At 52.4% G+C, this 26,178-nt stretch carries 19 protein-coding genes and 5 tRNA genes; 4 read left to right on the forward strand and 20 right to left on the reverse strand.

The genetic code is table 11. The annotated features are described in order from the left end of the window. The first annotated feature begins 80 nt into the window (after positions 1 to 80). From QE396_RS15790 to QE396_RS15800, 3 genes are all read left to right on the forward strand, one after another. Positions 81 to 1,622, forward strand: coding sequence for a sensor domain-containing diguanylate cyclase (locus QE396_RS15790; RefSeq protein ID WP_050737615.1), 1,542 nt, complete (start codon positions 81 to 83; stop codon positions 1,620 to 1,622). A gap of 180 nt (positions 1,623 to 1,802) precedes the next feature. Next, the gene (locus tag QE396_RS15795; protein ID WP_014068453.1) at positions 1,803 to 2,108 is read left to right on the forward strand and encodes a PTS sugar transporter subunit IIB; all 306 of its coding nucleotides are present in this window, start codon (positions 1,803 to 1,805) and stop codon (positions 2,106 to 2,108) included. Between the two features lie 3 nt (positions 2,109 to 2,111). Continuing rightward, entirely contained in the window at positions 2,112 to 2,429 is a 318-nt protein-coding gene (locus QE396_RS15800) for a PTS lactose/cellobiose transporter subunit IIA (protein ID WP_014168157.1), read from the forward strand. A gap of 59 nt (positions 2,430 to 2,488) precedes the next feature. Here the strand turns inward: QE396_RS15800 and rpoC are convergent, their stop codons facing one another. The 13 genes from rpoC to QE396_RS15865 form a co-directional block, all read right to left on the reverse strand. Then, positions 2,489 to 6,712 carry a DNA-directed RNA polymerase subunit beta' gene (gene rpoC / locus QE396_RS15805; protein WP_014168156.1) on the reverse strand — a complete coding sequence of 1,408 codons (4,224 nt, stop codon included), beginning with the start codon at positions 6,710 to 6,712 and terminating at the stop codon, positions 2,489 to 2,491. A 76-nt stretch (positions 6,713 to 6,788) separates the two neighbouring features. Continuing rightward, positions 6,789 to 10,817 (reverse strand): DNA-directed RNA polymerase subunit beta, encoded by a 4,029-nt coding sequence (rpoB, locus tag QE396_RS15810; protein ID WP_020882980.1) that lies wholly within the window; start codon positions 10,815 to 10,817, stop codon positions 6,789 to 6,791. A gap of 319 nt (positions 10,818 to 11,136) precedes the next feature. Next, positions 11,137 to 11,502: a 50S ribosomal protein L7/L12 gene (gene rplL, locus QE396_RS15815; RefSeq protein ID WP_014168154.1), complete on the reverse strand. Its 366-nt coding sequence runs from the start codon at positions 11,500 to 11,502 to the stop codon at positions 11,137 to 11,139. Between the two features lie 66 nt (positions 11,503 to 11,568). Beyond that, the gene (gene rplJ, locus QE396_RS15820; protein ID WP_004097644.1) at positions 11,569 to 12,066 is read right to left on the reverse strand and encodes a 50S ribosomal protein L10; all 498 of its coding nucleotides are present in this window, start codon (positions 12,064 to 12,066) and stop codon (positions 11,569 to 11,571) included. Between the two features lie 291 nt (positions 12,067 to 12,357). Next, positions 12,358 to 13,062, reverse strand: a complete 705-nt coding sequence (gene rplA, locus QE396_RS15825) for a 50S ribosomal protein L1 (RefSeq protein ID WP_006810530.1) — start codon at positions 13,060 to 13,062, stop codon at positions 12,358 to 12,360. Positions 13,063 to 13,065: 3 nt separating this feature from the next. Continuing rightward, the gene (rplK, locus tag QE396_RS15830) at positions 13,066 to 13,494 is read right to left on the reverse strand and encodes a 50S ribosomal protein L11 (protein ID WP_008808007.1); all 429 of its coding nucleotides are present in this window, start codon (positions 13,492 to 13,494) and stop codon (positions 13,066 to 13,068) included. A 155-nt stretch (positions 13,495 to 13,649) separates the two neighbouring features. Continuing rightward, positions 13,650 to 14,195, reverse strand: coding sequence for a transcription termination/antitermination protein NusG (gene nusG / locus QE396_RS15835; RefSeq protein ID WP_003862341.1), 546 nt, complete (start codon positions 14,193 to 14,195; stop codon positions 13,650 to 13,652). 1 nt (position 14,196) lies between these two features. Continuing rightward, positions 14,197 to 14,580 (reverse strand): preprotein translocase subunit SecE, encoded by a 384-nt coding sequence (gene secE, locus QE396_RS15840; RefSeq protein ID WP_003862342.1) that lies wholly within the window; start codon positions 14,578 to 14,580, stop codon positions 14,197 to 14,199. A gap of 229 nt (positions 14,581 to 14,809) precedes the next feature. Further along, entirely contained in the window at positions 14,810 to 15,994 is a 1,185-nt protein-coding gene (gene tuf, locus QE396_RS15845) for an elongation factor Tu (protein ID WP_014830236.1), read from the reverse strand. Positions 15,995 to 16,112: 118 nt separating this feature from the next. After that, positions 16,113 to 16,188: transfer RNA gene (locus tag QE396_RS15850), tRNA-Thr, on the reverse strand. A gap of 6 nt (positions 16,189 to 16,194) precedes the next feature. Beyond that, a tRNA-Gly gene (locus QE396_RS15855) sits at positions 16,195 to 16,269 on the reverse strand. Between the two features lie 116 nt (positions 16,270 to 16,385). Beyond that, a tRNA-Tyr gene (locus QE396_RS15860) sits at positions 16,386 to 16,470 on the reverse strand. 8 nt (positions 16,471 to 16,478) lie between these two features. Next, positions 16,479 to 16,554, reverse strand: a tRNA-Thr gene (locus QE396_RS15865). A gap of 315 nt (positions 16,555 to 16,869) precedes the next feature. Here QE396_RS15865 and coaA point away from each other — a divergent pair. Next, positions 16,870 to 17,820 (forward strand): type I pantothenate kinase, encoded by a 951-nt coding sequence (coaA, locus tag QE396_RS15870; RefSeq protein WP_025206418.1) that lies wholly within the window; start codon positions 16,870 to 16,872, stop codon positions 17,818 to 17,820. Between the two features lie 50 nt (positions 17,821 to 17,870). Here the strand turns inward: coaA and dppF are convergent, their stop codons facing one another. From dppF to eptB, 7 genes are all read right to left on the reverse strand, one after another. Continuing rightward, a complete protein-coding gene (gene dppF, locus QE396_RS15875) occupies positions 17,871 to 18,884 on the reverse strand; it encodes a dipeptide ABC transporter ATP-binding subunit DppF (protein WP_020882631.1) in 1,014 nt (337 codons plus the stop codon). Beyond that, positions 18,881 to 19,864, reverse strand: coding sequence for a dipeptide ABC transporter ATP-binding protein (dppD, locus tag QE396_RS15880; protein WP_014168148.1), 984 nt, complete (start codon positions 19,862 to 19,864; stop codon positions 18,881 to 18,883). Before dppD ends, dppF begins: the two co-directional genes overlap by 4 nt. A 10-nt stretch (positions 19,865 to 19,874) precedes the next feature. Continuing rightward, entirely contained in the window at positions 19,875 to 20,777 is a 903-nt protein-coding gene (gene dppC / locus QE396_RS15885) for a dipeptide ABC transporter permease DppC (RefSeq protein ID WP_014168147.1), read from the reverse strand. A gap of 9 nt (positions 20,778 to 20,786) precedes the next feature. Beyond that, positions 20,787 to 21,806 (reverse strand): dipeptide ABC transporter permease DppB, encoded by a 1,020-nt coding sequence (gene dppB / locus QE396_RS15890; protein ID WP_020882632.1) that lies wholly within the window; start codon positions 21,804 to 21,806, stop codon positions 20,787 to 20,789. A 161-nt stretch (positions 21,807 to 21,967) separates the two neighbouring features. Continuing rightward, on the reverse strand, positions 21,968 to 23,575 hold the full coding sequence (gene dppA, locus QE396_RS15895) for a dipeptide ABC transporter periplasmic-binding protein DppA (RefSeq protein ID WP_014168145.1): 1,608 nt from the start codon (positions 23,573 to 23,575) through the stop codon (positions 21,968 to 21,970). A gap of 620 nt (positions 23,576 to 24,195) precedes the next feature. After that, positions 24,196 to 24,272 (reverse strand) — tRNA-Pro (locus QE396_RS15900). Between the two features lie 91 nt (positions 24,273 to 24,363). Beyond that, positions 24,364 to 26,058, reverse strand: coding sequence for a kdo(2)-lipid A phosphoethanolamine 7''-transferase (gene eptB, locus QE396_RS15905; protein ID WP_020882633.1), 1,695 nt, complete (start codon positions 26,056 to 26,058; stop codon positions 24,364 to 24,366). Between the last annotated feature and the right edge of the window lie 120 nt (positions 26,059 to 26,178).

Raw genomic sequence — 26,178 nt, forward strand, 5'->3', positions numbered from 1 at the left:
AGCTAACCGCAGGACTGCGACTATGCTGAGAGGATATCGGCAGACGAAAAGCATTCACCCTCAGGAATGATGTACAACTCATGGCACTTCACAGCAAAAAACTCTCTTTTACCCGGCCAATAATGGCCAGCTTCGCGGGGATACTGTGCAGTTTTGCACTGATCGCTGTCGTGGTTACGCTTTCGCAACGAAAGGATTTTCTTGAGGATTATCATAAAATTAATGGTAATTTCACGCATAATCTGGCGGTTAACTATACCGAATCAATGTTGCGTGAAAACGACTATATTCTTGGTCGTTCTGCGATGTACTTTTCCCGCAACGAAATACTGAATGAGACGCTGAACATCAACCCGACGCAAGGGTTGCAGATGTTGATGCATTTGCAAAACCTGATGCCGACCGTGTCATCCATCTCGCTGGCCGACACGGAAGGGCATTATTTGCACGTTCCAGAAGCGCCTCCCACGGAAAAGAGTAAAAACGTCGATCCGCGGACGCGCCCGTGGTTTGTCGCCCACGCGGAAGCCAGTATTTTCAGCCATTATACCCACCCTTATATGGACTACTTTACCGGGCATCCAACGGTCACGCTTTATAAGCCATTGATTTCAACAGAAGGCAGACTCAAGGGAACCCTGGCCTTTCATCTTGATTTGGCGTCGATGGGGTATACCCTTCGACAGATGGTGGCCCCTGTACAAGGGGAATTCTTCGTCGTCGAGCGCGACGGAACCGTGGTGCTTCATCCTGACACGGGCGCGCTGTTCAAAAAATACGTGAGCGAAGCGCTGATGGACAAAATGACCAGCGGCGAGGGGCATTTATACGACCGGAAAAGTAAAACCTGGTATTACTACTACTCCTTCACTAACCCGGATTGGTTTGTCATCTACCGGGTCTCTGGCGCGACCCTGACGGATATAACCCGCCACGAAACCACTATCGTTGGTTGGGGATTTGCACTGGCGGCGATTATTATCATTCTCTTCGGTTTGTACCTTCGCCATGCCTCGCGTACCGTGCTGATGCATATTATCAACGCCATCAAAACTGGCGACGTCAGCCAGGCACCGCGTCTGGAAGCGATGCTGAGTCATACCATCCAGTCGAATAAAGAGCGTGAGATGGCATATGTCCGCCAGGCAACCCACGATGCGCTAACAGGCTGCAAAAACCGCCGCGCGTTCGATACCGATGTGGAAGAGTTAATGGCGGCTCAACAGCCTTTCGCACTGGCGCTGGTGGACATCGATAACTTCAAATCAATCAACGATACCTGGGGCCACCTTAGCGGCGATATTGTCCTGCGTAACGTGGCGCGTGAAGGGATCCAGATCATGCAACCGCACCACATCTCGGTGTACCGGTATGGTGGAGAAGAGTTTGCGGTGGTCTTCCAGGCTACGCAAATTGCTGATGCAATCTCGTTGCTGGAAGCATGGCGTACCACCATTGAAAAACGCGTCTGGCGGGAAGAAAACCTACAGGTCACGTTCAGTGCAGGCCTGGGGGAATGGCATTTCGAACCGCTGGAGCAATTTGTCGGGAGCGTGGATAACGCACTTTACAGCGCAAAACAGCAGGGTAAAAACCGCATCCTTCGGACCTCCATCCGTTAATTTCTTCCCTCCCACGCTGTCCGTTTCGACGGGCAGCGTGCGCTTTCATGCAAAATTGTAACCGGTTTCAGAAAATCACCCATTTCTTTGTGATGCCTGACACACAATCGCGGTAAAGCGGTTGTTGAAGCGGTCTGCACGGGATAATTATCAATAAACACATGTAGATCGAGGCTGATTATGAAGAACATCGTTTTATGCTGTGCAGCGGGAATGTCAACCAGCATGCTGGTTCAACGTATGAAAGACGCCGCGCAGAAAAAAGGGGTTGAAGTCACCATTAAAGCCGTTCCGGTTGCGGAGTTTAAAGATAATATCGCGACGGCTGACATCGTATTGCTGGGGCCACAGGTTAAATACGAGCAGGCTAAACTTCAGGCGCAGGCCGATCCGCTGGGTAAAAAGGTCGCGGTGATCGACATGATGGATTACGGCATGATGAAAGGTGATGTCGTCCTGGAAAAAGCGCTTAAATTACTGGAGTGACCCGTGGAAGATTTAGAAACAACGATCATGGAACTGCTGGTCAACGCGGGAGCAGCGCGCAGTGCTGCCCTTACGGCGTTGCAGATGGCCCGTAAAGGTGACTTTGACGAAGCCGAAAAGGCGATGGAAGAGTCGCGTGAATACGTGAAACATGCCCACACCATCCAGACGCAACTGATTGGTCTTGATGAAGGGACCGGAAAGCTGCCGGTTAACCTGATCACCGTCCACTCTCAGGATCACCTGATGAACGCGATGGTCATTCAGGACCTGGCGGGCGATATGATTGAGCTGTATCGTCGGCTACCGCTGATAAACTGAAAAATATGCAGACATAAAAAAACCCGCCGAAGCGGGTTTTTTATTCGCTGAATCAACGATTACTCGTTGTCAGAACCACCCAGACCTGCGTTCAGCAGCTCTGCCAGGCTCGCGGATGCATCTTCAGCAGTTACCTGCGGTGCAGCTGGCAGTTCGCCTGCAGCACGACGACGCATACGATCCTGATGGTACGCATAACCGGTACCAGCCGGGATCAGACGACCCACGATAACGTTCTCTTTCAGACCGCGCAGTTCATCACGCTTACCTGCTACAGCGGCTTCGGTCAGGACACGCGTGGTCTCCTGGAACGATGCTGCAGAGATGAAGGACTCGGTTGCCAGAGACGCTTTGGTGATACCCAGCAGATCGCGCGAGAAGGTCGCAGCGATTTTGCCGTTCGCTTCCAGATCGCGGTTAGCGATCTTGACGCGTGAGTATTCAACCTGCTCGCCTTCCAGGAACTCAGAGCTGCCCGCGCTATCGATGGTTGCTTTACGCAGCATCTGACGAACGATAACTTCAATGTGTTTATCGTTAATCTTAACGCCCTGCAGACGGTATACGTCCTGTACTTCGTTAACGATGTAACGAGTAACAGCATGCACACCACGCAGACGCAGGATGTCGTGCGGCGCTTCTGGACCGTCGGAAACCACGTCACCACGTTCTACACGTTCACCTTCGAACACGTTGAGCTGACGCCACTTAGGAATCATCTCTTCGTACGGCTCGCTGCCATCTACTGGGGTGATAACCAGACGGCGTTTACCTTTGGTCTCTTTACCGAAGGAGATGATACCGCTGATTTCAGCCAGGATTGCAGGCTCTTTCGGACGACGTGCTTCGAACAGATCCGCAACGCGTGGCAGACCACCGGTAATGTCCTTGGTACCGCCGGATTCCTGAGGAATACGCGCCAGGGTGTCACCAGAACTGATCTGTACGCCATCTTCCAGCTGTACAATCGCTTTACCCGGCAGGAAGTACTGCGCAGGCATATCGGTACCAGGGATCAGAACGTCGTTACCCTGAGCATCAACGATTTTCAGTGCAGGACGCAGATCTTTACCACCGGCAGTACGCTCAGCAGAGTCCAGAACGACCAGAGAAGACAGACCGGTCAGCTCGTCGGTCTGACGAGTAATGGTCTGGCCGTCGATCATGTCAGTGAAGCGGATGAAACCACTTACTTCGGTGATAACCGGCATGGTGTGTGGATCCCAGTTTGCAACGGTTTCACCGCCGGCAACCTGCTCGCCATCACCTTTCGCCATAACAGCACCGTAAGGCACTTTATAGCTCTCTTTGGTACGACCGAATTCGTCGATCAGCTTCAGCTCGGTGTTACGAGAAGTCACAACCAGCTTGCCTGCGGAGTTAACAACAGACTTCGCGTTGCTGAGCTTGATGCTACCTTTGTTTTTCACCTGAATGCTGGATTCAGCAGCCGCACGAGATGCCGCACCACCGATGTGGAACGTACGCATCGTCAGCTGTGTACCCGGTTCACCGATGGACTGTGCCGCGATAACACCGATTGCTTCACCTTTGTTGATGATGTGGCCACGCGCCAGGTCACGACCATAGCAGTGCGCACATACACCGAAATCGGTGTCACAAGATACAACGGAACGAACTTTCACAGAGTCAACAGAGTTCGCTTCCAGCAGGTCACACCACTGTTCGTGCAGCAGCGTGTTGCGTGGAACCAGAATGTCTGCGGTACCCGGCTTCAGAATGTCTTCCGCGGTTACACGACCCAGTACGCGATCGCGCAGCGGCTCTTTAACATCACCACCCTCGATAACCGGGGTCATGGTGATACCTTCGAGGGTGCCACAATCGTCTTCGGTCACAACCAGATCCTGCGCAACGTCAACCAGACGACGCGTCAGATAACCGGAGTTCGCTGTTTTCAGTGCGGTATCCGCCAGACCTTTACGCGCACCGTGAGTAGAGATGAAGTACTGGAGTACGTTCAGACCTTCACGGAAGTTCGCGGTGATTGGCGTTTCGATGATGGAGCCATCTGGCTTCGCCATCAGACCACGCATACCTGCCAGCTGACGAATCTGTGCTGCAGAACCACGCGCACCGGAGTCGGCCATCATGTAAATGCTGTTGAAGGAAACCTGCTGCTCTTCTACGCCGTCACGGTTAATCACGGTTTCGGTTTGCAGGTTATCCATCATCGCTTTGGATACACGATCGTTCGCCGCAGCCCAGATATCGATAACTTTGTTATAGCGTTCGCCCGCGGTAACCAGACCAGACTGGAACTGCTCCTGGATCTCAGCAACTTCGGCTTCCGCTTCAGAGATGATCTCGTGTTTCTTCTCTGGGATAACCATGTCATCGATACCAACAGATGCACCTGAACGCGCTGCATATGCAAAGCCGGTGTACATTGTCTGGTCAGCGAAGATAACCGTCGGCTTCAGACCCAGAATGCGGTAACAGGTGTTCAGCATTTTGGAGATCGCTTTCTTACCCAGCGCCTGGTTGACGATGGAGAAAGGCAGACCTTTCGGTACGATCATCCACAGAATGGCACGGCCAACGGTCGTGTCTTTCAGGCTGGTTTTCGCAACGAATTCGCCGTTAGCATCTTTTTCATATTCAGTGATACGCACTTTAACACGCGCATGCAGAGAGGCCAGGCCAGCGCGATAGATACGCTCAGCTTCTTTAGGGCCAGTCAGCACCATGCCTTCGCCTTTGGCGTTAACACAGTCACGGGTCATGTAGTACAGACCCAATACAACGTCCTGAGAAGGAACGATGATTGGTTCACCGTTCGCTGGAGACAGGATGTTGTTAGTAGACATCATCAGCGCACGCGCTTCGAGCTGGGCTTCCAGCGTCAGCGGTACGTGAACAGCCATCTGGTCACCATCGAAGTCGGCGTTATATGCCGCACAAACCAGCGGGTGCAGCTGGATAGCTTTACCTTCGATCAGTACCGGTTCAAATGCCTGGATACCCAGACGGTGCAGTGTTGGTGCACGGTTCAGCAGTACCGGGTGTTCGCGGATAACTTCGTCCAGGATATCCCAAACGACAGCTTCTTCACGCTCAACCATTTTCTTAGCGGCTTTGATGGTGGTGGCCAGGCCACGCAGTTCCAGCTTGCCGTAGATGAACGGTTTGAACAGCTCCAGTGCCATTTTCTTCGGCAGACCGCACTGATGCAGACGCAGGTATGGACCTACGGTGATAACAGAACGACCGGAGTAGTCAACACGCTTACCGAGCAGGTTCTGACGGAAACGACCCTGTTTACCTTTGATCATATCGGCCAAAGATTTCAGAGGACGTTTGTTAGAACCGGTGATCGCACGACCGCGACGACCGTTATCCAGCAGGGCATCTACCGCTTCCTGCAGCATACGTTTTTCGTTACGTACGATGATGTCCGGCGCAGCCAGATCCAGCAGACGTTTCAGACGGTTGTTACGGTTGATAACGCGACGATACAGATCGTTCAGATCCGACGTTGCGAAACGACCACCATCCAGCGGAACCAGCGGACGCAGATCTGGCGGCAGAACCGGCAGAACGGTCAGGATCATCCACTCTGGTTTGTTACCAGACTGAACGAACGCTTCCAGCAGTTTGATACGCTTGGTCAGCTTTTTACGCTTGGTTTCGGAGTTGGTTTCGTTCAGCTCTTCACGCAGCTGCTCGCACTCTTGCTCCAGGTCCATGCTTTTCAGCAGGGCCTGAATAGCTTCCGCACCCATCTTCGCGTCGAATTCGTCACCGAACTCTTCCAGCGCGTCCAGATACTGTTCTTCGGTCAGAATCTGGTGGCGTTCCAGGTTCGTCATACCGCCTTCGATAACCACATAAGATTCGAAGTACAGAACACGTTCGATATCGCGCAGCGGCATATCCAGCAGCAGGCCGATACGGGACGGCAGAGATTTCAGGAACCAGATGTGCGCAGTTGGAGATGCCAGTTCGATGTGGCCCATGCGCTCACGGCGCACTTTGGTCTGGGTCACTTCAACGCCGCACTTCTCACAGATCACACCACGGTGTTTCAGGCGCTTGTACTTACCGCACAGGCACTCGTAGTCTTTTACTGGCCCGAAAATTCGTGCACAGAAAAGGCCGTCACGCTCAGGCTTGAACGTACGGTAGTTGATGGTTTCCGGCTTTTTAACTTCACCGAAAGACCATGAACGGATCATGTCTGGCGAAGCCAGAGCAATTTTGATCGCATCAAACTCTTCGGTTTTAGTCTGCGCTTTCAGAAACTTTAATAAATCTTTCACGGATTTGCTCCCGTCGGAGTTAGCACAATCTGGTGTCGGGGGTTAGCCCGACACCAGTGACCTGTTTGAGCGAGAATTACTCGTCTTCCAGTTCGATGTTGATACCCAGCGAACGAATCTCTTTCAACAGTACGTTGAAGGACTCTGGCATGCCCGGTTCCATCTGATGATTGCCGTCCACGATGTTTTTATACATCTTGGTACGACCGTTCACGTCATCAGACTTAACGGTGAGCATTTCCTGCAGGGTGTATGCTGCGCCGTATGCTTCCAGCGCCCACACTTCCATCTCCCCGAAGCGCTGACCACCGAACTGCGCCTTACCACCCAGCGGCTGCTGAGTAACCAGGCTGTAAGAACCGGTAGAACGAGCGTGCATCTTGTCGTCGACCAGGTGGTTCAGTTTCAGCATGTACATGTAACCTACGGTTACCGGACGCTCGAACTGTTCACCGGTACGGCCATCAAACAGCGTAATCTGACCAGACGTTGGCAGACCACCCAGTTGCAGCAGCTCTTTGATTTCAGCTTCTTTTGCACCGTCGAATACCGGCGTTGCAATCGGCATACCTTTGCGCAGGTTCTCTGCCAGACGCAGCACTTCTTCATCGCTGAAGGTGCTCAGGTCGACTTTCTGACGAACGTCGGTACCCAGATCGTAGGCACGCTGGATGAATTCGCGCAGTTTCGCGACTTCTTCCTGCTGTTTCAGCATGGCGTTGATCTTATCGCCGATACCTTTCGCAGCCATACCCAGGTGGGTTTCCAGAATCTGACCGATGTTCATACGAGACGGTACGCCCAGTGGGTTCAGTACGATATCTACCGGCGTACCGTTAGCATCGTGCGGCATATCTTCGATCGGGTTGATCTTAGAGATAACACCCTTGTTACCGTGACGACCTGCCATCTTATCACCAGGCTGGATCTGACGTTTAACAGCCAGATACACCTTAACAATCTTCAGCACGCCTGGTGCCAGATCGTCGCCCTGAGTGATTTTACGGCGTTTCGCTTCGAGTTTTTTCTCGAACTCGTGTTTCAGTTCGTCATACTGCTCAGCCAGCTGTTCCAGCTGATTTTGTTTCTCTTCGTCGGTCAGGCCCAGTTCCAGCCAGCGATCGCGTGGCAGTTTGTCGAGCTTCTCAGCTTCAACGCCACCGGCAACCAGCACCGCATAGATACGGCTGAACAGACCCGCTTCGAGGATCTGCAGTTCTTCAGACAGGTCTTTCTTAGCCTGTTTGAGCTGCATCTCTTCGATTTCCAGCGCACGCTTATCTTTCTCAACGCCGTCACGGGTGAAGACCTGAACATCGATAACCGTACCGGAAACACCGTTTGGTACACGCAGAGAAGAGTCTTTAACGTCAGACGCTTTCTCACCGAAGATAGCACGCAGCAGTTTCTCTTCTGGCGTCAGCTGGGTTTCACCTTTCGGCGTTACCTTACCAACCAGAATGTCGCCGCCGGTCACTTCTGCACCGATGTAAACGATACCGGATTCATCCAGTTTGGAGAGCGCAGCTTCACCCACGTTAGGGATGTCAGCGGTGATCTCTTCTGGCCCCAGCTTGGTGTCACGGGACACACATGCCAGTTCCTGAATGTGGATGGTAGTGAAACGATCTTCCTGAACCACACGCTCGGAGACGAGGATGGAGTCTTCGAAGTTGTAACCGTTCCACGGCATGAACGCTACGCGCATGTTCTGACCGAGCGCCAGTTCACCGAGGTCAGTGGACGGACCGTCTGCCAGCACGTCGCCGCGCTCAACGGGCTCACCCAGAGACACACAAGGCATCTGGTTGATACAGGTGTTCTGGTTAGAACGGGTGTATTTGGTCAGGTTATAAATGTCGATACCTGCTTCGCCCGGGTACATCTCGTCTTCGTTAACTTTGATAACGATACGGGAAGCATCCACGTACTGAACAGTACCGCCACGTTTAGCCACCGCAGTAACACCGGAGTCAACGGCAACAGCACGTTCCATACCGGTACCAACCAGCGGCTTATCAGCACGCAGAGTTGGAACGGCCTGACGTTGCATGTTCGCACCCATCAATGCACGGTTGGCGTCATCGTGTTCCAGGAACGGGATCAGGGACGCACCGACGGATACCACCTGCTGGGTGGATACGTCCATGTAGTCAACCTGGTCGCGGCTGAACAAGCTGGATTCGCCTTTGCTACGGCAGGTAACCAGATCTTCTACAAAGTGGCCTTCGTCATCCAGGTTGGAGTTCGCCTGAGCGATAACGTAGTTGCCTTCTTCGATAGCAGACAGGTAGTGAATTTCGTCAGTTACAACACCGTCGGTCACTTTACGGTACGGCGTCTCAAGGAAACCGTATTCGTTAGTCTGTGCGTACACGGACAGGGAGTTGATCAGACCGATGTTTGGACCTTCAGGCGTTTCGATTGGACATACGCGACCGTAGTGAGTCGGGTGTACGTCTCGAACTTCGAAGCCTGCACGTTCACGGGTCAGACCGCCTGGGCCGAGTGCAGAGATACGACGTTTGTGCGTGATCTCAGACAGCGGGTTGTTCTGGTCCATGAACTGAGACAGCTGGCTGGAACCGAAGAACTCTTTCACTGCTGCAGAAATCGGCTTGGCGTTGATCATATCCTGAGGCATCAGGGTATCCAGATCGCCCAGAGACAGACGCTCTTTCACCGCACGCTCAACACGTACCAGGCCAACGCGGAACTGGTTTTCCGCCATTTCGCCTACGGAACGGATACGACGGTTGCCGAGGTGGTCGATATCGTCCACTTCGCCTTTGCCGTTACGGATATCGATGAGCTTCTTCATCACTTCGATGATGTCGTCTTTGCTCAGGATACCGGAACCTTCGATCTCATCACGCAGCAGAGAACGGTTGAACTTCATACGACCAACCGCGGACAGATCGTAGCGGTCTTCGGAGAAGAACAGGTTCTCGAACAGGCTTTCAGCCGCTTCGCGAGTCGGTGGTTCACCAGGGCGCATCATGCGGTAGATTTCTACCAGCGCGCTCAGACGATCGGTCGTTGGATCGACGCGGATAGTCTCAGAGATATAAGGACCGTGGTCCAGATCGTTGGTGAACAGCGTTTCGATGCGTTTGTGGCCAGACTGGCTCAGCTTAGCCAGCAGATCCAGGCTCAGCTCCATGTTCGCCGGGCAGATCAGCTCGCCAGTTGATTCATCAACGTAATCTTTCGCGGCTACTTTTCCAGCAATGTATTCAACCGGAACTTCGATGAGTTTGATATCATCTTTTTCCAGCTGACGGATGTGGCGCGCGGTAATACGGCGGCCTTTTTCCACATACACTTTGCCGTCGGCTTCGATGTCGAACGACGCGGTCTCACCACGCAGACGCTCTGGCACCAGCTCCATCTGCAACTTGTTGTCGCGGATTTCAAAGATTACTTTCTCAAAGAACAGGTCCAGGATCTGTTCAGTGGTGTATTGCAGCGCACGCAAAATGATGGTCGCAGGCAGTTTACGACGACGGTCGATACGGACAAACAGGTTGTCTTTAGGATCGAACTCGAAGTCCAGCCAGGAACCACGGTAAGGAATGATACGCGCGTTATACAGTACTTTACCGGATGAGTGTGTTTTACCTTTATCGCTGTCGAAGAAGACACCCGGGCTACGATGCAGCTGGGAAACGATAACACGCTCAGTACCGTTGATGACGAAAGTACCGTTGTCTGTCATGAGTGGAATTTCACCCATGTAGACTTCTTGTTCTTTAATGTCTTTTACGGTGCCTTCTGGCGCTTCGCGCTCATAGATCACCAGACGCAGTTTTACGCGCAGCGGTGCGGAATAGGTCACGCCACGGATCTGACATTCCTGAACGTCAAACACCGGTTCGCCAAGGCGGTAGCTGACGTACTGCAGCTCGGAGTTACCGCTGTAGCTCTGAATCGGGAACACGGAACGGAAGGCTGCTTCCAGGCCGTACTGCCCTTCAGGATCTTGCTCGATAAACTTCTGGAACGAGTCAAGCTGGATAGAAAGGAGATATGGAATGTCCAGAACTTGTGGACGTTTACCAAAATCCTTACGAATACGTTTTTTCTCGGTATAGGAGTAAACCATAGGGTTCCTCAGCTCGCTGACAAGTCGACCCATCTGTCCGACGAAGGGACAGTTTGTGCAACACCATTTTGTGGACCGGAAAATTGAATACTTTCCGCAATACCTGTTGCTATCACGCTTAAATCATTTCGTCGCGATTTACACAGAGCGCGCACCCTGTCGCAATATATTAAGTCGTCGATAGAAACATGCATTGTCAGGACAACCAGTAGTCAAACAGTGTGAAATGCTACTGATGCCTTACAGCGCAAAAAGGCTGGTGACTAAAAAGTCACCAGCCATCAGCCTAATGACTTAGGCTGCAACCAGAAAAGTTGGCTTATTTAACTTCAACTTCAGCGCCAGCTTCTTCCAGAGATTTTTTCAGTGCTTCTGCGTCGTCTTTGCTCACGCCTTCTTTCAGCGCAGCTGGAGCAGCTTCTACCAGGTCTTTAGCTTCTTTCAGACCCAGGCCAGTTGCGCCACGTACTGCTTTGATAACAGCAACTTTGTTAGCGCCAGCAGCTTTCAGAATTACGTCGAATTCAGTTTTTTCTTCAGCAGCTTCAACCGGGCCAGCAGCTACAGCTACAGCAGCAGCAGCGGAAACACCGAATTTTTCTTCCATTGCAGAGATCAGTTCTACAACGTCCATTACGGACATAGCTGCAACTGCTTCAATGATTTGATCTTTAGTGATAGACATTTAAATTGTTCCTGAAAATCAGAATAAGTTTATACGTAAGCAAATGCTTTATAAAGATAACTGCGATTAAGCAGCTTCTTTTGCATCGCGAACAGCAGCCAGAGTGCGAACCAGTTTGCCAGCCGAAGCTTCTTTCATGGTTGCCATCAGGCGTGCAATTGCTTCTTCGTAGGTCGGCAGGGTTGCCAGGCGATCGATTTGCGATGCCGGGATCAACTCACCTTCAAAGGCTGCAGCTTTGACCTCAAATTTTGCATTCGCTTTCGCGAACTCTTTGAACAGACGAGCAGCAGCGCCCGGGTGTTCCATAGAGTATGCAATAAGGGTCGGACCAACAAACGTGTCTTTCAGGCACTCGAAAGGAGTACCTTCAACTACGCGACGCAGCAGGGTGTTACGAACAACACGCATGTATACGCCAGCTTCACGACCTGCTTTACGCAGTTCAGTCATTTTGTCTACAGTAACGCCACGGGAATCCGCAACTACTGCAGACAGCGCGCCTTTGGCTACTTCGCTGACTTCAGCAACAATCGCTTGTTTGTCTTGAAGATTTAAAGCCATTAGCTTTGCTCCTGGATGTTTGCCGGAACTCATGTTCCGGAACTCACTTCACTCTCCCCAACGGAAAGAGCGTCTTAATACGGTGAGCAGAAACAAGCCAGAGTATCCAAAAATAATCTTAGCGTTCTGTCACCGTCTACGCAGGGCATTAAGTTTCTTGCGAAACACCTGCGGTCTTCGACGGAGGCCTGGATTAGGCCAGGCTCCAACGAACAAATCTTTTAGCCGCTAACTTTTGTTAGCAAACGTGGGGGTAAGATTGTAGACAAAATCACCGCCCACGTAAAGGCATTAGTTTGCAGCAGCGCTCAGGCCAGCCTGGTCAACTGCAACACCTGCACCCATGGTGGTGGAGATGCTAACTTTCTTGATGTACACGCCTTTCGCCTGAGTTGGTTTTGCTTTTTTCAGCGCAACCAGCAGAGCTTCCAGGTTTTCTTTCAGTTTGTCAGCGTCAAAGTCCACTTTACCGATGGTGGTGTGGATGATGCCGTTTTTGTCGTTACGATAACGAACCTGACCTGCTTTAGCGTTCTTAACAGCTTCAGCAACGTTAGGGGTTACAGTACCCACTTTCGGGTTTGGCATCAGGCCGCGTGGACCCAGAACCTGGCCCAGCTGGCCAACAACGCGCATTGCATCTGGAGAAGCAATAACAACGTCAAAGTTCATTTCGCCTTTCTTGATCTGGTCAGCCAGATCTTCCATACCTACCAGTTCAGCGCCGGCAGCTTTAGCCGCTTCAGCGTTTGCACCCTGAGCAAATACAGCTACGCGTACGGAACGGCCAGTACCGTGTGGCAGTACAGTTGCACCACGAACGTTCTGATCAGATTTACGAGCATCGATGCCCAGGTTAACAGCAACGTCAACGCTTTCAACGAACTTAGCGGTAGCCAGTTCTTTCAGCAGAGCGATAGCTTCGTTGATGTCGTACTGTTTGGTCGCATCAACTTTGTCACGGATCACGGACATGCGCTTGGTCAGTTTAGCCATTTCTTAGTCCTCCACTACCAGGCCCATGGAACGTGCAGTACCTTCGATTGAGCGAGTCATCGCTTCAATGTCGGCACCAGTCATGTCGGCAGCTTTGGTCTGCGCGATTTCCTGCAGCTGAGCGCGGGAAATTTTACCCACTTTGTCTTTGTTCGGTTTACCGGAACCAGACTTGATACCCGCCGCTTTCTTCAGCAGAACTGCTGCTGGAGGGGTTTTGGTAACGAAAGTGAAAGAACGGTCAGCGTATACAGTGATAACAACTGGGATTGGCAGACCTTTTTCCATGGATTCGGTTTTGGCGTTGAACGCTTTACAGAATTCCATGATGTTCACACCCTGCTGACCCAGAGCTGGACCAACTGGTGGACTTGGGTTCGCCATACCTGCTGCAACCTGCAGCTTGACGTAGGCTTGTACTTTCTTAGCCATTCTAAAATCCTCTGATTGGGTGATAACGCCTCAAGGAGGCTCCCCGTGAATAAAATCGTTTTACAGGCCGCAGCCCATAAAAACAAAAGGCGCGAAATTGTATTCCAATCTCGCGCCTTGTGCAACGATTAAATCGTCGCTTTTTTGATCGCTGCTTAGGCTTTTTCTACCTGGGCAAAGTCCAGTTCTACCGGGGTCGCACGACCGAAGATAGAAACGGACACTTTCAGGCGGGACTTTTCGTAGTCCACTTCTTCAACCACGCCATTAAAGTCAGCAAACGGACCGTCATTAACACGAACCATTTCACCCGGTTCAAACAGCGTTTTCGGACGCGGCTTATCACCCACCTGCTGCAGGCGGTTCATAATCGCATCAACTTCTTTGTCGCTGATTGGTGCCGGACGGTCAGACGTGCCGCCGATAAAGCCCATCACGCGCGGTACGCTGCGCACCAGGTGCCAGCTCGCGTCGTTCATAACCATCTGAACCAGCACGTAACCCGGGAAGAATTTACGCTCGCTTTTGCGACGTTGGCCGCCACGGATCTCGACCACTTCTTCGGTCGGAACCATAACTTCGCCAAATAACTCTTCCATGTTGTGTAATTTGATATGCTCACGCAGCGACGTTGCTACGCGGCCTTCAAAACCGGAAAACGCCTGAACGACGTACCAGCGCTTTTTAGGGGCTTCAGACATCTCAGAACCTCAGGCCAGTGATAAAGGATACCAGGCGAACCAGAATACCATCCAGTCCCCACAGGATCAGTGACATTACAGCGGTAACCGCCGCTACGATCAGCGTGGTGTGCAATGTTTCCTGGCGAGTCGGCCAAATTACCTTGCGGACTTCGGTACGCGCTTCGCGAGCAAAAGCGACAGTCGCTTTGCCTTTTGTCGTCAACAGCGCGACACCACCCGCTGCAGCAATCAGAATTACCACTGCAAGCGCGCGTAGCGGCAGCATCATGTCACGATAAAGGTAGTTGCCGACAATCGCTACAATCAGCAGCACGGCTACGACTACCCATTTCATCGCTTCCAGGCCGCGCCCGCTCCCTTGAGCTTCGGTATTCGCACTCATAAACCAACCTGTCAGAAGTATTCTACAAACATTTTCACCCCGCGATTGCGAGGCAAACCAAATCGAAATGCTAATTCGCTTTTCGGATTATACGCTCTCTGCAGAGCCTGTCTCAGCAATGATTATGACAAATTTAATCACTGATGAGCCAGGTTCTGATCTGAAAGCGTGCAAAAAGGGCATCAAATGATGCCCTTTTATTGCGCATTGCGTCAAATGTTATCAGCAATTAGCCGAGAACTTTAGCAACCACGCCCGCGCCAACGGTACGGCCACCTTCACGGATTGCGAAACGCAGACCGTCGTCCATCGCGATTGGGTGGATCAGCGTCACAACCATCTTGATGTTGTCGCCTGGCATTACCATCTCAACGCCTTCTGGCAGTTCGATAGTACCGGTCACGTCAGTTGTACGGAAGTAGAACTGTGGACGGTAGCCTTTGAAGAACGGAGTATGACGGCCGCCTTCGTCTTTGGACAGGATGTACACTTCAGATTCGAACTTGGTGTGTGGCTTGATTGAGCCTGGCTTAGCCAGTACCTGACCACGTTCGATTTCTTCACGTTTGATACCACGCAGCAGAACACCTACGTTCTCACCAGCACGGCCTTCGTCCAGCAGTTTGCGGAACATTTCAACGCCAGTACAGGTAGACTTAGCAGTCTCTTTGATACCAACGATTTCAACTTCTTCGCCAACTTTGATGATACCGCGCTCAACACGACCGGTAACAACGGTACCACGACCGGAGATGGAGAATACGTCTTCGATTGGCAGCAGGAACGGCTTGTCAATCGCACGCTCTGGTTCTGGGATGTAAGAATCCAGGAAGCCAGCCAGTTCGATGATTTTCGCTTCCCACTCAGCGTCGCCTTCCAGCGCTTTCAGCGCGGAACCACGAACGATTGGAGTGTCGTCGCCTGGGAAATCGTACTGAGACAGCAGTTCACGAACTTCCATCTCTACCAGTTCCAGCAGCTCTTCGTCATCAACCATGTCACATTTGTTCAGGAACACGATGATGTAAGGAACGCCTACCTGACGACCCAGCAGGATGTGCTCACGAGTCTGAGGCATAGGGCCGTCAGTCGCAGCAACAACCAGGATCGCGCCGTCCATCTGCGCAGCACCGGTGATCATGTTTTTAACATAGTCGGCGTGGCCTGGGCAGTCTACGTGTGCGTAGTGGCGAGTCGGGGTGTCGTACTCAACGTGAGAGGTGTTGATGGTGATACCACGAGCTTTTTCTTCTGGTGCGTTATCGATCTGGTCGAATGCACGAGCAGAACCACCGTAGGTTTTAGCCAGAACGGTAGTGATTGCAGCGGTCAGCGTTGTTTTACCATGGTCAACGTGGCCGATAGTACCGACGTTAACGTGCGGTTTTGTACGTTCAAACTTTTCTTTAGACATCGATTGTCCCTCTAAGACACGGATAAATCGGTGATATCACCACATCAACCAGGCGAAATGCCTGAATTGTTGAATACAGTAAAATTGAAACAGAGAGAAACGGGAAGGAGAAGTGAAGTGGTGCTGATACCCAGAGTCGAACTGGGGACCTCACCCTTACCAAGGGTGCGCTCTACCAACTGAGCCATATCAGCACGTATTGGAGCGGGCAGCGGGAATCGAACCCGCATCATCAGCTTGGAAGGCTGAGGTAATAGCCATTATACGATGCCCGCATCCTGAAACTCGGCTACCCAGTTCTTTCTGTAACAAAAAAAGAGATTTCTCTCTTTTTAGGTTCGAGCTGATTCAATTTTCAAACCAGCTCCGGCGGCTTAACGCTGCCAGAAAGTGGTGGTGGGGGAAGGATTCGAACCTTCGAAGTCTGTGACGGCAGATTTACAGTCTGCTCCCTTTGGCCGCTCGGGAACCCCACCGGACTTGATGGTGCCGACTACCGGAATCGAACTGGTGACCTACTGATTACAAGTCAGTTGCTCTACCTACTGAGCTAAGTCGGCATCAAGTAGCGCGCATTCTATGGAGACATGCGCAGTCATGCAACTAAAAAATTGCATAAAACGTTCTTTCGCTCACATTTTATTCGAAACCAGGGTTAGCCGCTGTAAATTCATCCACTCAAGGTCAAAAATTCAACATCAGCGCCCGATTTACACCACATATACCGTATCGTGATGACTCCCGCGTAAAGCATCGCTTCCCCATATTTTTTCTTATTATTCCTGTCATCTGGTGTTAACCTCCTGCCCATTGTCCAAAATTAACTATGTTGAGCCCGGACGCGCTGTGTTGTGCTGGCTCACTGAAGCATGCTTATGAGCAAAAAAGAGCAAACGTTAATGACACCTTATCTTCAGTTTAACCGTAGCCAGTGGGCTGCACTGCGTGACTCCGTCCCGATGACGCTGACGGAAGGCGAAATCGCACGGTTAAAGGGGATAAACGAAGATCTGTCGCTGGAAGAAGTGGCAGAAATCTATTTACCACTCTCGCGCTTGCTTAACTTCTATATCAGCTCCAACCTGCGCCGTCAGGCGGTGCTGGAGCAGTTCCTCGGGACGAACGGCCAACGCATTCCTTATATCATCAGCATTGCAGGCAGCGTGGCCGTCGGTAAAAGCACCACCGCACGTGTATTGCAGGCGTTACTGAGCCGCTGGCCAGAACACCGCAGCGTGGAGCTCATCACCACTGACGGTTTCCTGCACCCGAATGAGGTGTTAAAGGAACGCGGGCTAATGAAGAAGAAGGGCTTCCCGCTCTCTTATGATATGCACCGTCTGGTGAAATTTGTCTCTGACCTGAAATCGGGCGCGCCTAACGTGACGGCTCCGGTCTATTCGCACCTGATCTACGATCGCATCCCGGGTGGAGACAAAACGGTGGTTCAGCCGGATATCCTGATCCTCGAAGGGTTAAACGTCCTGCAAAGCGGGATGGATTATCCTCACGATCCCCATCATGTGTTTGTCTCTGACTTCGTCGATTTCTCTATTTATGTCGATGCGCCGGAAGACCTGCTGCAGAACTGGTATATCAACCGCTTCCTGAAGTTCCGTGAAGGCGCGTTCACCGATCCTGACTCCTATTTCCACCACTACGCCCAGCTTTCTGAAGAAGAAGCCATTAATGTGGCGCGAGGGCTGTGGAATGAGATCAACTACGTGAACCTGAAAGAGAACATTCTGCCCACACGTGAGCGCGCCAGCCTGATCCTCACCAAGAGTGAGAAACACGCTGTCGACCAGATCCGTCTGCGCAAGTAATCACGCAGACATAAAAAAACCGGCTTAGCGCCGGTTTTTTTATTGATGGATTACGCCATCGGCTTTTCGCCATTCTCATCCTGATCGACCGCGAAGCAGGCAACCAGCTGACCGCCATAATCCTTGAGCTGTGGCTGCAACTGGGTGCACGGGCCAAAGCGGCGACTGCAGCGGGCGTTGAATGCACAGCCTGGAGGCGGATTCAGCGGGCTGGGCAATTCACCCGTCAGCTTGATACGCTCACGACGATCGTCAGGGTTCAGACGCGGGGTCGCAGACAGCAGCGCCTGGGTGTACGGGTGACGAGGATGAGTAAAGATCTGCTCTTTTGTCCCCTTCTCCACGCAGCGCCCCAGATACATCACCATCACTTCGTCGGCAATGTGCTCCACAACCGACAGGTCGTGCGAAATAAACACGTACGACAGCCCCATGTCCTGCTGCAGATCCATCATCAGGTTCAACACCTGCGCACGCACAGAAACGTCGAGGGCTGATACCGGCTCATCGGCGATGACCACGTCAGGGTCGAGCATCAAACCACGCGCAATCGCGATACGCTGGCGCTGGCCGCCAGAGAACATATGCGGATAACGATCGTAATGCTCGGTCTTCAGGCCCACTTTCGCCATCATCGCCAGCGCTTTTTCACGACGCTGCTCTTTGTTCAGATTGCTGTTAATCAGCAGGGGCTCTTCCAGAATCTGTCCCACTTTTTTACGCGGATTCAACGATCCGTACGGGTTCTGGAACACAATCTGGATTTTCTGACGGCGCAGTTTCTGCGCCTGCGGATCGTGCTTGAGCAGGTCCTGTCCCTGATAATAGAGCTCACCGCCGGTGGGGACTTCAATCATCGTCAGCAAACGACCCAGCGTCGATTTGCCACAGCCTGACTCACCGACCACCGCCAGCGTTTTGCCGCGTTCAAGGGTAAAGGATACGCCATCCAGCGCTTTCACCAGGCGTTCAGGCGCAAACAGCCCCTTCTTCACCGGATAGTATTTTTTCAGGTCGATAGCCTGCAACAGCGGTTGTTGCGTGGTGGCCTGTTGCGTACTCATAGTGTTGGCCTCCCGGCATCATCGAGTGGGTAGTGGCATTTCGACTGACGACCGTCAGCAAGCAGGTTGAGCTCTGGCTCTTCTGCACGACATTTGTCTGTGGCATACGGACAACGCGGATTAAGCAGGCAGCCCTGCGGTCGGTCATATTTACCCGGTACGACGCCCGGAAGTGATGCCAGGCGTGCTTTGTCCTGGGCAAACTCCGGCAGCGCACGCAAAAGCGCCTGTGTATACGGGTGACGCGGCGCGCGGAAAATATCGTGCGAATGTCCAGTCTCGACCACCTGACCTGCGTACATCACGATAATTTTGTGCGCCGCTTCAGCCACCAGCGCCAGGTCATGCGTAATCAGCACCAGCGCCATGTTCTCTTTCTGCTGCAGTTCCAGCAGCAGCTCGATGATCTGCGCCTGGATAGTCACGTCCAGTGCCGTTGTCGGTTCATCCGCAATCAGCAGTTTTGGCCGACAGGCAATCGCCATGGCGATCATCACACGCTGGCTCATCCCACCGGAGAGCTGGTGCGGATAAACGTCCAGACGCGATGCCGGGTCAGGGATACCGACCTGATTCAGCAGATCGATCGCACGCTGACGCCGGGTCTTCTTATTCCCCCCCTGGTGCACCTTGATGGCTTCCATAATCTGGAATCCCACGGTGTAACAAGGGTTCAGGCTGGTCATTGGGTCCTGGAAGATCATCGCCACTTCCGCACCGACCAGCTGGCGGCGCTGCTTTTCGGAGATACGCTGCAGGTCCTGACCGTTAAACTCCAGACTTTCGGCCATCACACGGCCGGGATAATCAATCAGCCCCATGATGGCCAGTGAACTGACCGACTTACCGGAACCCGACTCACCCACAATGCCGACCACTTCGCCCTGATTTACGCTGTAGCTGATGCGGTCCACGGCGCGAAACGGAGTGCCTTCGTCACCGAAGTGCACCGATAATTTATCTACATTTAATAACGCCATCTCGTGCCTCTTACTGCTTCAGTTTGGGATCAAGTGCATCACGCAGGCCATCACCCATCAGGTTAAATGCCAGCACCGTCAGCAGGATTGCCAGACCCGGGAAGGTCACAACCCACCAGGCGCTTTGGGCGAACTGCAACACATCGGAGAGCATGGTGCCCCACTCCGGTGTTGGCGGCTGCGCACCCATGCCCAGGAAGCCAAGAGCGGCCATATCAAGAATGGCGTTAGAGAAACCGAGCGACGCCTGAACAATCAGCGGCGCCAGGCAGTTCGGGAAGATGTTGACGAACATTTGACGCATCGCGCCAGCACCCGCCACGCGGGAGGCCGTTACGTAGTCGCGGTTTACTTCCACCAGCACCGCCGCACGTGTGAGTCGCACATAGTGGGGAAGCGCCACGAAGGTTAATGCCAGCGCGGCGTTACTGATAGACGGACCAAAAATCGCTACCAGTACCAGCGCCAACAGCAAGCTGGGCAGCGCCAGCATGATATCGACGATACGCATGATGATGTTATCGATAATGCCGCCGAAGTAGCCGGCAACCAGACCGAGTACGATCCCCATAACCAGCGACAACACGACCACCAGGCAGCCGACCAGCAGCGACAGACGCGCACCGTACATCAGACGCGACAGCACATCGCGGCCCACGTCATCGGTACCCAGCAGGTGCGACAGGCTACCGCCGTCCTGCCATGCTGGCGGTGCCAGCAACGCATCACGGAACTGATCCGCCGGGTTATACGGTGCAAGCACGTTGGCAAACACCGCAATCAGGATCATGACAGAGACATAAACCAGTCCCACCACCGCGCCTTTGTTGCGCTTGAAGTAGTGCCAGAATTCCTGCAGCGGCGTCATGGGAACCGGTGCAGTAACCACTTTATTTTCAGAAACGTGTGACATGATGGCCCCTTACTTCTTATGACGAATACGCGGGTTCACCACGCCGTAGAGCAAATCGACCAGCAGGTTGACGAGAATAATCATCGTCGCGACCAGCAATACCCCGCCCTGCACTACCGGATAATCACGGCGCTGCAGTGCGTCAATCAGCCAGCGTCCGAGGCCCGGCCAGGAGAAGATGGTTTCGGTCAGGATCGCCCCCGCCAGCAACGTCCCCACCTGCAGTCCAATAACGGTCACCACCGGCAGCATGGCGTTACGCAGGGCGTGAACGATAATGACGCGCATACGCGTCAGACCTTTGGCGCGTGCGGTGCGAATGTAATCCTCACCCAACACTTCCAGCATTGAAGAACGGGTCATACGCACGATAACCGCCAGAGGAATGGTACCGAGCACCATCGCAGGCAGGATCATATGTGCCACCGCATCAATGAAGTTACCCTCTTCGCCCCAGATAGCCGTATCGATCAGCATGAAACCGGTCAGAGGATTCGTATCATCCAGGAAGACCATATCGCTGACGCGTCCGGAGACCGGCGTCAGGTTTAGCTGCACCGAGACCAGCATGATCAGCATCATGCCCCACCAGAAGATAGGCATGGAGTAACCTGTCAGCGCCAGGCCAACAGCCGTATGGTCGAAAATAGAGCCACGTTTCACGGCGGCCAGGACCCCAACAGGGATACCCACCGCAGTGGCGAAAATCATGGCGCAGACACCAAGCTCCAGTGTCGCTTTAAAACGCGGCACGAACTCGTCCCACACCGGAAGACGGCTTTTCAGCGAAATCCCTAAATCACCGTGCAACACGCCCCAGATATAGTTGAGGTATTGCTGCCACAGTGGTTTGTTCAGGCCAAGCTCAGCCAGCAGCTGTGCATGGCGTTCAGGTGAAATACCACGCTCGCCCGCCATAATCATTACCGGGTCGCCGGGGATCATATGGACGAAGGCAAAAGTGAGAAGGGTGATACCGATAAACGTGGGGATAACAAGTCCCAGACGTCGGAGGATGAACTGCAACATAACCCGGATTCTCTCTGATGACGTACAACCAGTTGGCGTGACGTCTGTATTGCTCACAAATGTAAATTCCCTCTCTCTTCAGGAGAGGATTAGGGTGAGGGAATGCATGCACGCCCTCACCCCTGCCCTCTCCGTGAAGGAGAGGGTGAACACCCTACTTATTATTCAACAGAGACGTTTTCGAAGTGGTGTTTGCCCAGTGGATCAACCACGTAGCCCTTCACTTCTTTACGCACTGGTTCGTACACGGTGGAGTGAGCCACAATCAGAGCCGGAGCCTGATCGTGCATCACAACCTGAGCCTGTTTGTACAGCTCGATACGTTTGTTGTGATCGTCGGTCGCACGCGCCGGCTGGATCAGGTCTTCAAACGGCTTGTAGCACCAGCGAGAGTAGTTAGAACCGTCTTTCGCGGCTGCACAGCTGAACAGGGTAGCGAAGAAGTTGTCCGGATCCCCATTGTCACCGGTCCAGCCCATCATCACCGCCTGATGCTCACCCGCTTTGGCACGCTTCAGATACTCGCCCCACTCGTAGGTCACAATCTTGGCCTGAACGCCCACTTTAGCCCAGTCAGCCTGAACCATTTCAGCCATACGGCGTGCGTTCGGGTTATACGGACGCTGTACTGGCATCGCCCACAGCTCAACGGTAAAGCCTTTCTCCTGGCCTGCTTCTTTCAGCAGCGCTTTCGCTTTCTCAGGATCGTAGGTGTAGTCTTTAACGTCGTCGTTATAGCCCCACATGGTTGGTGGGATCAGGTTCTTGGCGGCAACACCCGCGCCCTGATAGACCGCTTTAATGATCGCTTCTTTATTCACCGCATAGGTCAACGCCTGACGGACTTTCACGTCATCAAACGGTTTCTTCTCGGTGTTGAAGGAGAGGTAACCCACGTTCAGACCAGCCTGCTCCAGCAGGTTGATGTTTTTATCCTGCTTCATGCGCGCGATGTCAGCCGGGTTCGGGTATGGCATGACCTGGCATTCATTTTTCTGCAGTTTTGCGTAACGCACAGAAGCATCAGGCGTGATGGAGAAGACCAGACGATCGATCTGCGGCTTGGTGCCCCAGAAGCCCGGGAAGGCTTTATACAGAATACGGGAATCTTTCTGGTACTGCAGAAGCTGGAACGGACCGGTACCGATTGGGTTCAGGTCCACTTTCTCCGGGGTGCCGGCTTTCAGCATGTTGTCCGCGTACTCTTTAGACAGAATAGAGGCGAAGTCCATGGCCAGGTCAGCCAGGAATGGTGCTTCCGGACGCGTCAGCACGAACTGAACGGTTTTATCGTCCACTTTTTTCACTTCAGCGATCAGGTCCTGCAGGCCCATCCCTTCGAAGTATTCATAGCTGCCGCCAGACACTTTGTGATACGGGTTCTGAGCGTTTTTCTGACGGTCGAAGGAGAACACAACGTCATCGGCGTTAAAATCGCGCGTTGGTTTGAATTCTTTGTTGTCCTGCCACTTCACGCCCTGGCGCAGGTGGAAGGTATAGGTCTTACCGTCTTCGCTGACGTCCCACTTCTCCGCCAGACCTGGGATCACTTCCGTGGTACCGGTTTTGAATTCAACCAGACGGTTATAGATAGGCACAGAGCTTGCGTCGTAAGTCGTACCAGAGGTAAAGAGCTGTGGGTTAAAGCCTTCCGGCGAGCCTTCAGAACAGTAAACCAGGGTTTTTGCCTGTACGCTTGCTGCCACGGTCATAGCCACCAGGCTCAGACCAAGCTTCAGCATCCCTGACTTCTTCAAGGAAATACTCATTATTCTGCTCCAATGTGATGTTTTGCTTTGTTGTGTTACGCCGCCAGACCTTTATTTATTTTTTACCCGGTCCGGTCGGTGATGCCCGAAGGCGTTTAAGGGATGGAGAATCCTTTCAGAAGAGCGTTTGAGTTGCAGCGCAGATCGTCCCTGAAATGCCCCTCATGCCCTACAATCTGTCAACAGAATGTGAAAACGTCAATACAGGTGACGGGGATTTACGCTGAGTGTGAGAAACCGCAAACAAAGATTAAAAAAACTATGTATGCCAGTTTTCAGCAGGGAAATTTATGCTACTCGCTATGTTGCAGCACAATTATCTTCATATTTCGCAACAATCAGTGATTAACTTTTATTCAGATCGGGTAAATTTTCTTGCAGAACGGTGATTATCTGAGCACTAAATACCGCGAACGTTAAAACGCACAGCGAAAAATGCTGAGGTTATCCATAAGCAACGCGAAAAAAGATCAATCTATATATAAAAAAATACAATGGATTATGTCACAAAATCGTTAACAGACAGGAAGAAGGCGGGATAAGGGGCGTTTTGGTGAATCAGGATGAGTAAGCTGCTAATGCAAAAAGGGCTAACCTTGCGGTTAGCCCTTCTTTAAATGTGGTCGGCGAGAGAGGATTCGAACCTCCGACCCACTGGTCCCAAACCAGTTGCGCTACCAAGCTGCGCTACTCGCCGAATGCGGAGCGCATCTTACTGCTGAGGTGCGCCCCCGTCAATCCCTTAAATTAAAAAAGCCCTTCAACTGGCGATATTCTCGCCAGACGCGTTACTGCGCGGCTTTCGCCTTGCTATCAGGGAGTTTGCACCAGTTGTTATTTTCGTTGATACCGCCGTCAGGAGAGGTATAACCCAGGCAACCCAAAATGGTGTCGTACAGCTCAACATGACGACGCGGCACCTTCATGTCTGCCTCTTTTTTCAGGTGGGCAAACATCTTCGCTTTCTCCGGGTCTTCGAGGTACTTGTCCGACATCCACATGATCATCGGTACACGGAATTGCTCAGGCGGTGCCAGCTTGCGCGGCGTACCGTGCAAATGCTCTTTCTCGTTGATTGACTCTCCGTGGTCAGCAGCATAAATAACAATCGCTTTCTTATCACGAAGCTGGTCAATCACCCGGCTCAGGAACGTATCCACATACAGAACCGAGTTATCATAGGCATTGATCAGTTCCTGCTTGCTGCAGTCTTTATTGATACCTACACACTCCGGCTGCCACTTCGCAAAATCACGCGTGTAACGCTGGTAATAGCTGTAATGGGAGCCTTTAGTATGCAGGATAACCAGATGTTTACCCTGCGGATGGCTCTTCAGGGACTGTGACATCTCCTCAAGGAGCAACATGTCATCCACGTTCTTGCCGCGGTTACGTGGTTCGGCGCCAATCTGCTCGCGATACGAGATGTTGTCCGCCAGCGTGTTGGTGTAGAACCACATCTCACTTTGCATCGCGAATAAATCGGAGCTGAAACCGAGCTGCTTGAGTACCGCAAATACGTTCTGCTCTTTCAGGGTACGCTGTGGGTTATCACTGGCACCGCCTTCACGAACAAACATACAACGCAGCGAGAGCTTGGTTGCGGTATCGCAAGAATACCCCCGGTAAGCCACCAGGTTCTTTTCCTGCGCCAGTTTTGGCGTGGTATCCCGGTCATAACCGAGGATGCCCATATGATCCCAGCGCGTCGTTTCACCAATAACAAAGACAACATAGGTATCATCGAGTTGGTTACCCGGCGCTTCGTAACTGAATTTTTTCATCGGGTTGATGAGCGATTTCACATCACTTGATTCATCCGCCTGCGCCCAGGCATAAAGACCCAGCGCTGAAATCCAGTTTGATGGCAGGTAGGAGTTTGCTACCACGCCGCCATAGCTTGGCATATCCACGCCCGTCGCTTTTTCGATTCGTTTTTGCTGTTTTTCCATCAAGCGGATGGGTGCCCATACCAGCAAGGCCGCCAGCACAACGACGGCGATATTCCTGATTCGCTGCCCACGGGTGCGGAGCTGGCGCAGCAACGTATAGCGGCAGGTATTACTCCAGATAAAGAAGAGCGGGATCAGGCAGGTTAATACCGTCCAGACGATAAACCCTTTTCCGACCACCTCTTTCGAGAGGTCGATATCCGTTGTCATTACCGACGCGACGATGCCGTAGCCAATAACGACATTCATAAAGGTCATGTAATAACTGGCAGCGGCGGAAATAATTACCACCAGTGAGGCCAAAATTTGCCAGGTGCGTCGGCCGAAGAGTGAGAGCAGGCGTAACAGGAAGAATGTGGCGAGAACGGAACCGAACACTTCAATTGCGGCAAAAATTCCATTTCTTACGGTGAGATGTTCTAAATAACCTTCCACTCTTCTGAACAACACCGCGCCATTCAGAAATAAACCGATATAGACAGCCAGCATCAGACACAATCTTTGCTGGGTAAGAGACCTAATGTATTTCATGCAAACAACCCTGGGGAAAGGGGTATAGAGACCCGCTTAATCTCGATGAGAAAGCAGACAGAGTAAGTAAGTGCGTAAGAAACCGTTATCAGAAACGTCTACAAGCGCGTTAAGTAGACC

This window comes from Enterobacter sp. SORGH_AS_0287 (genome assembly GCF_031453695.1).
GTDB lineage: Bacteria > Pseudomonadota > Gammaproteobacteria > Enterobacterales > Enterobacteriaceae > Enterobacter > Enterobacter ludwigii.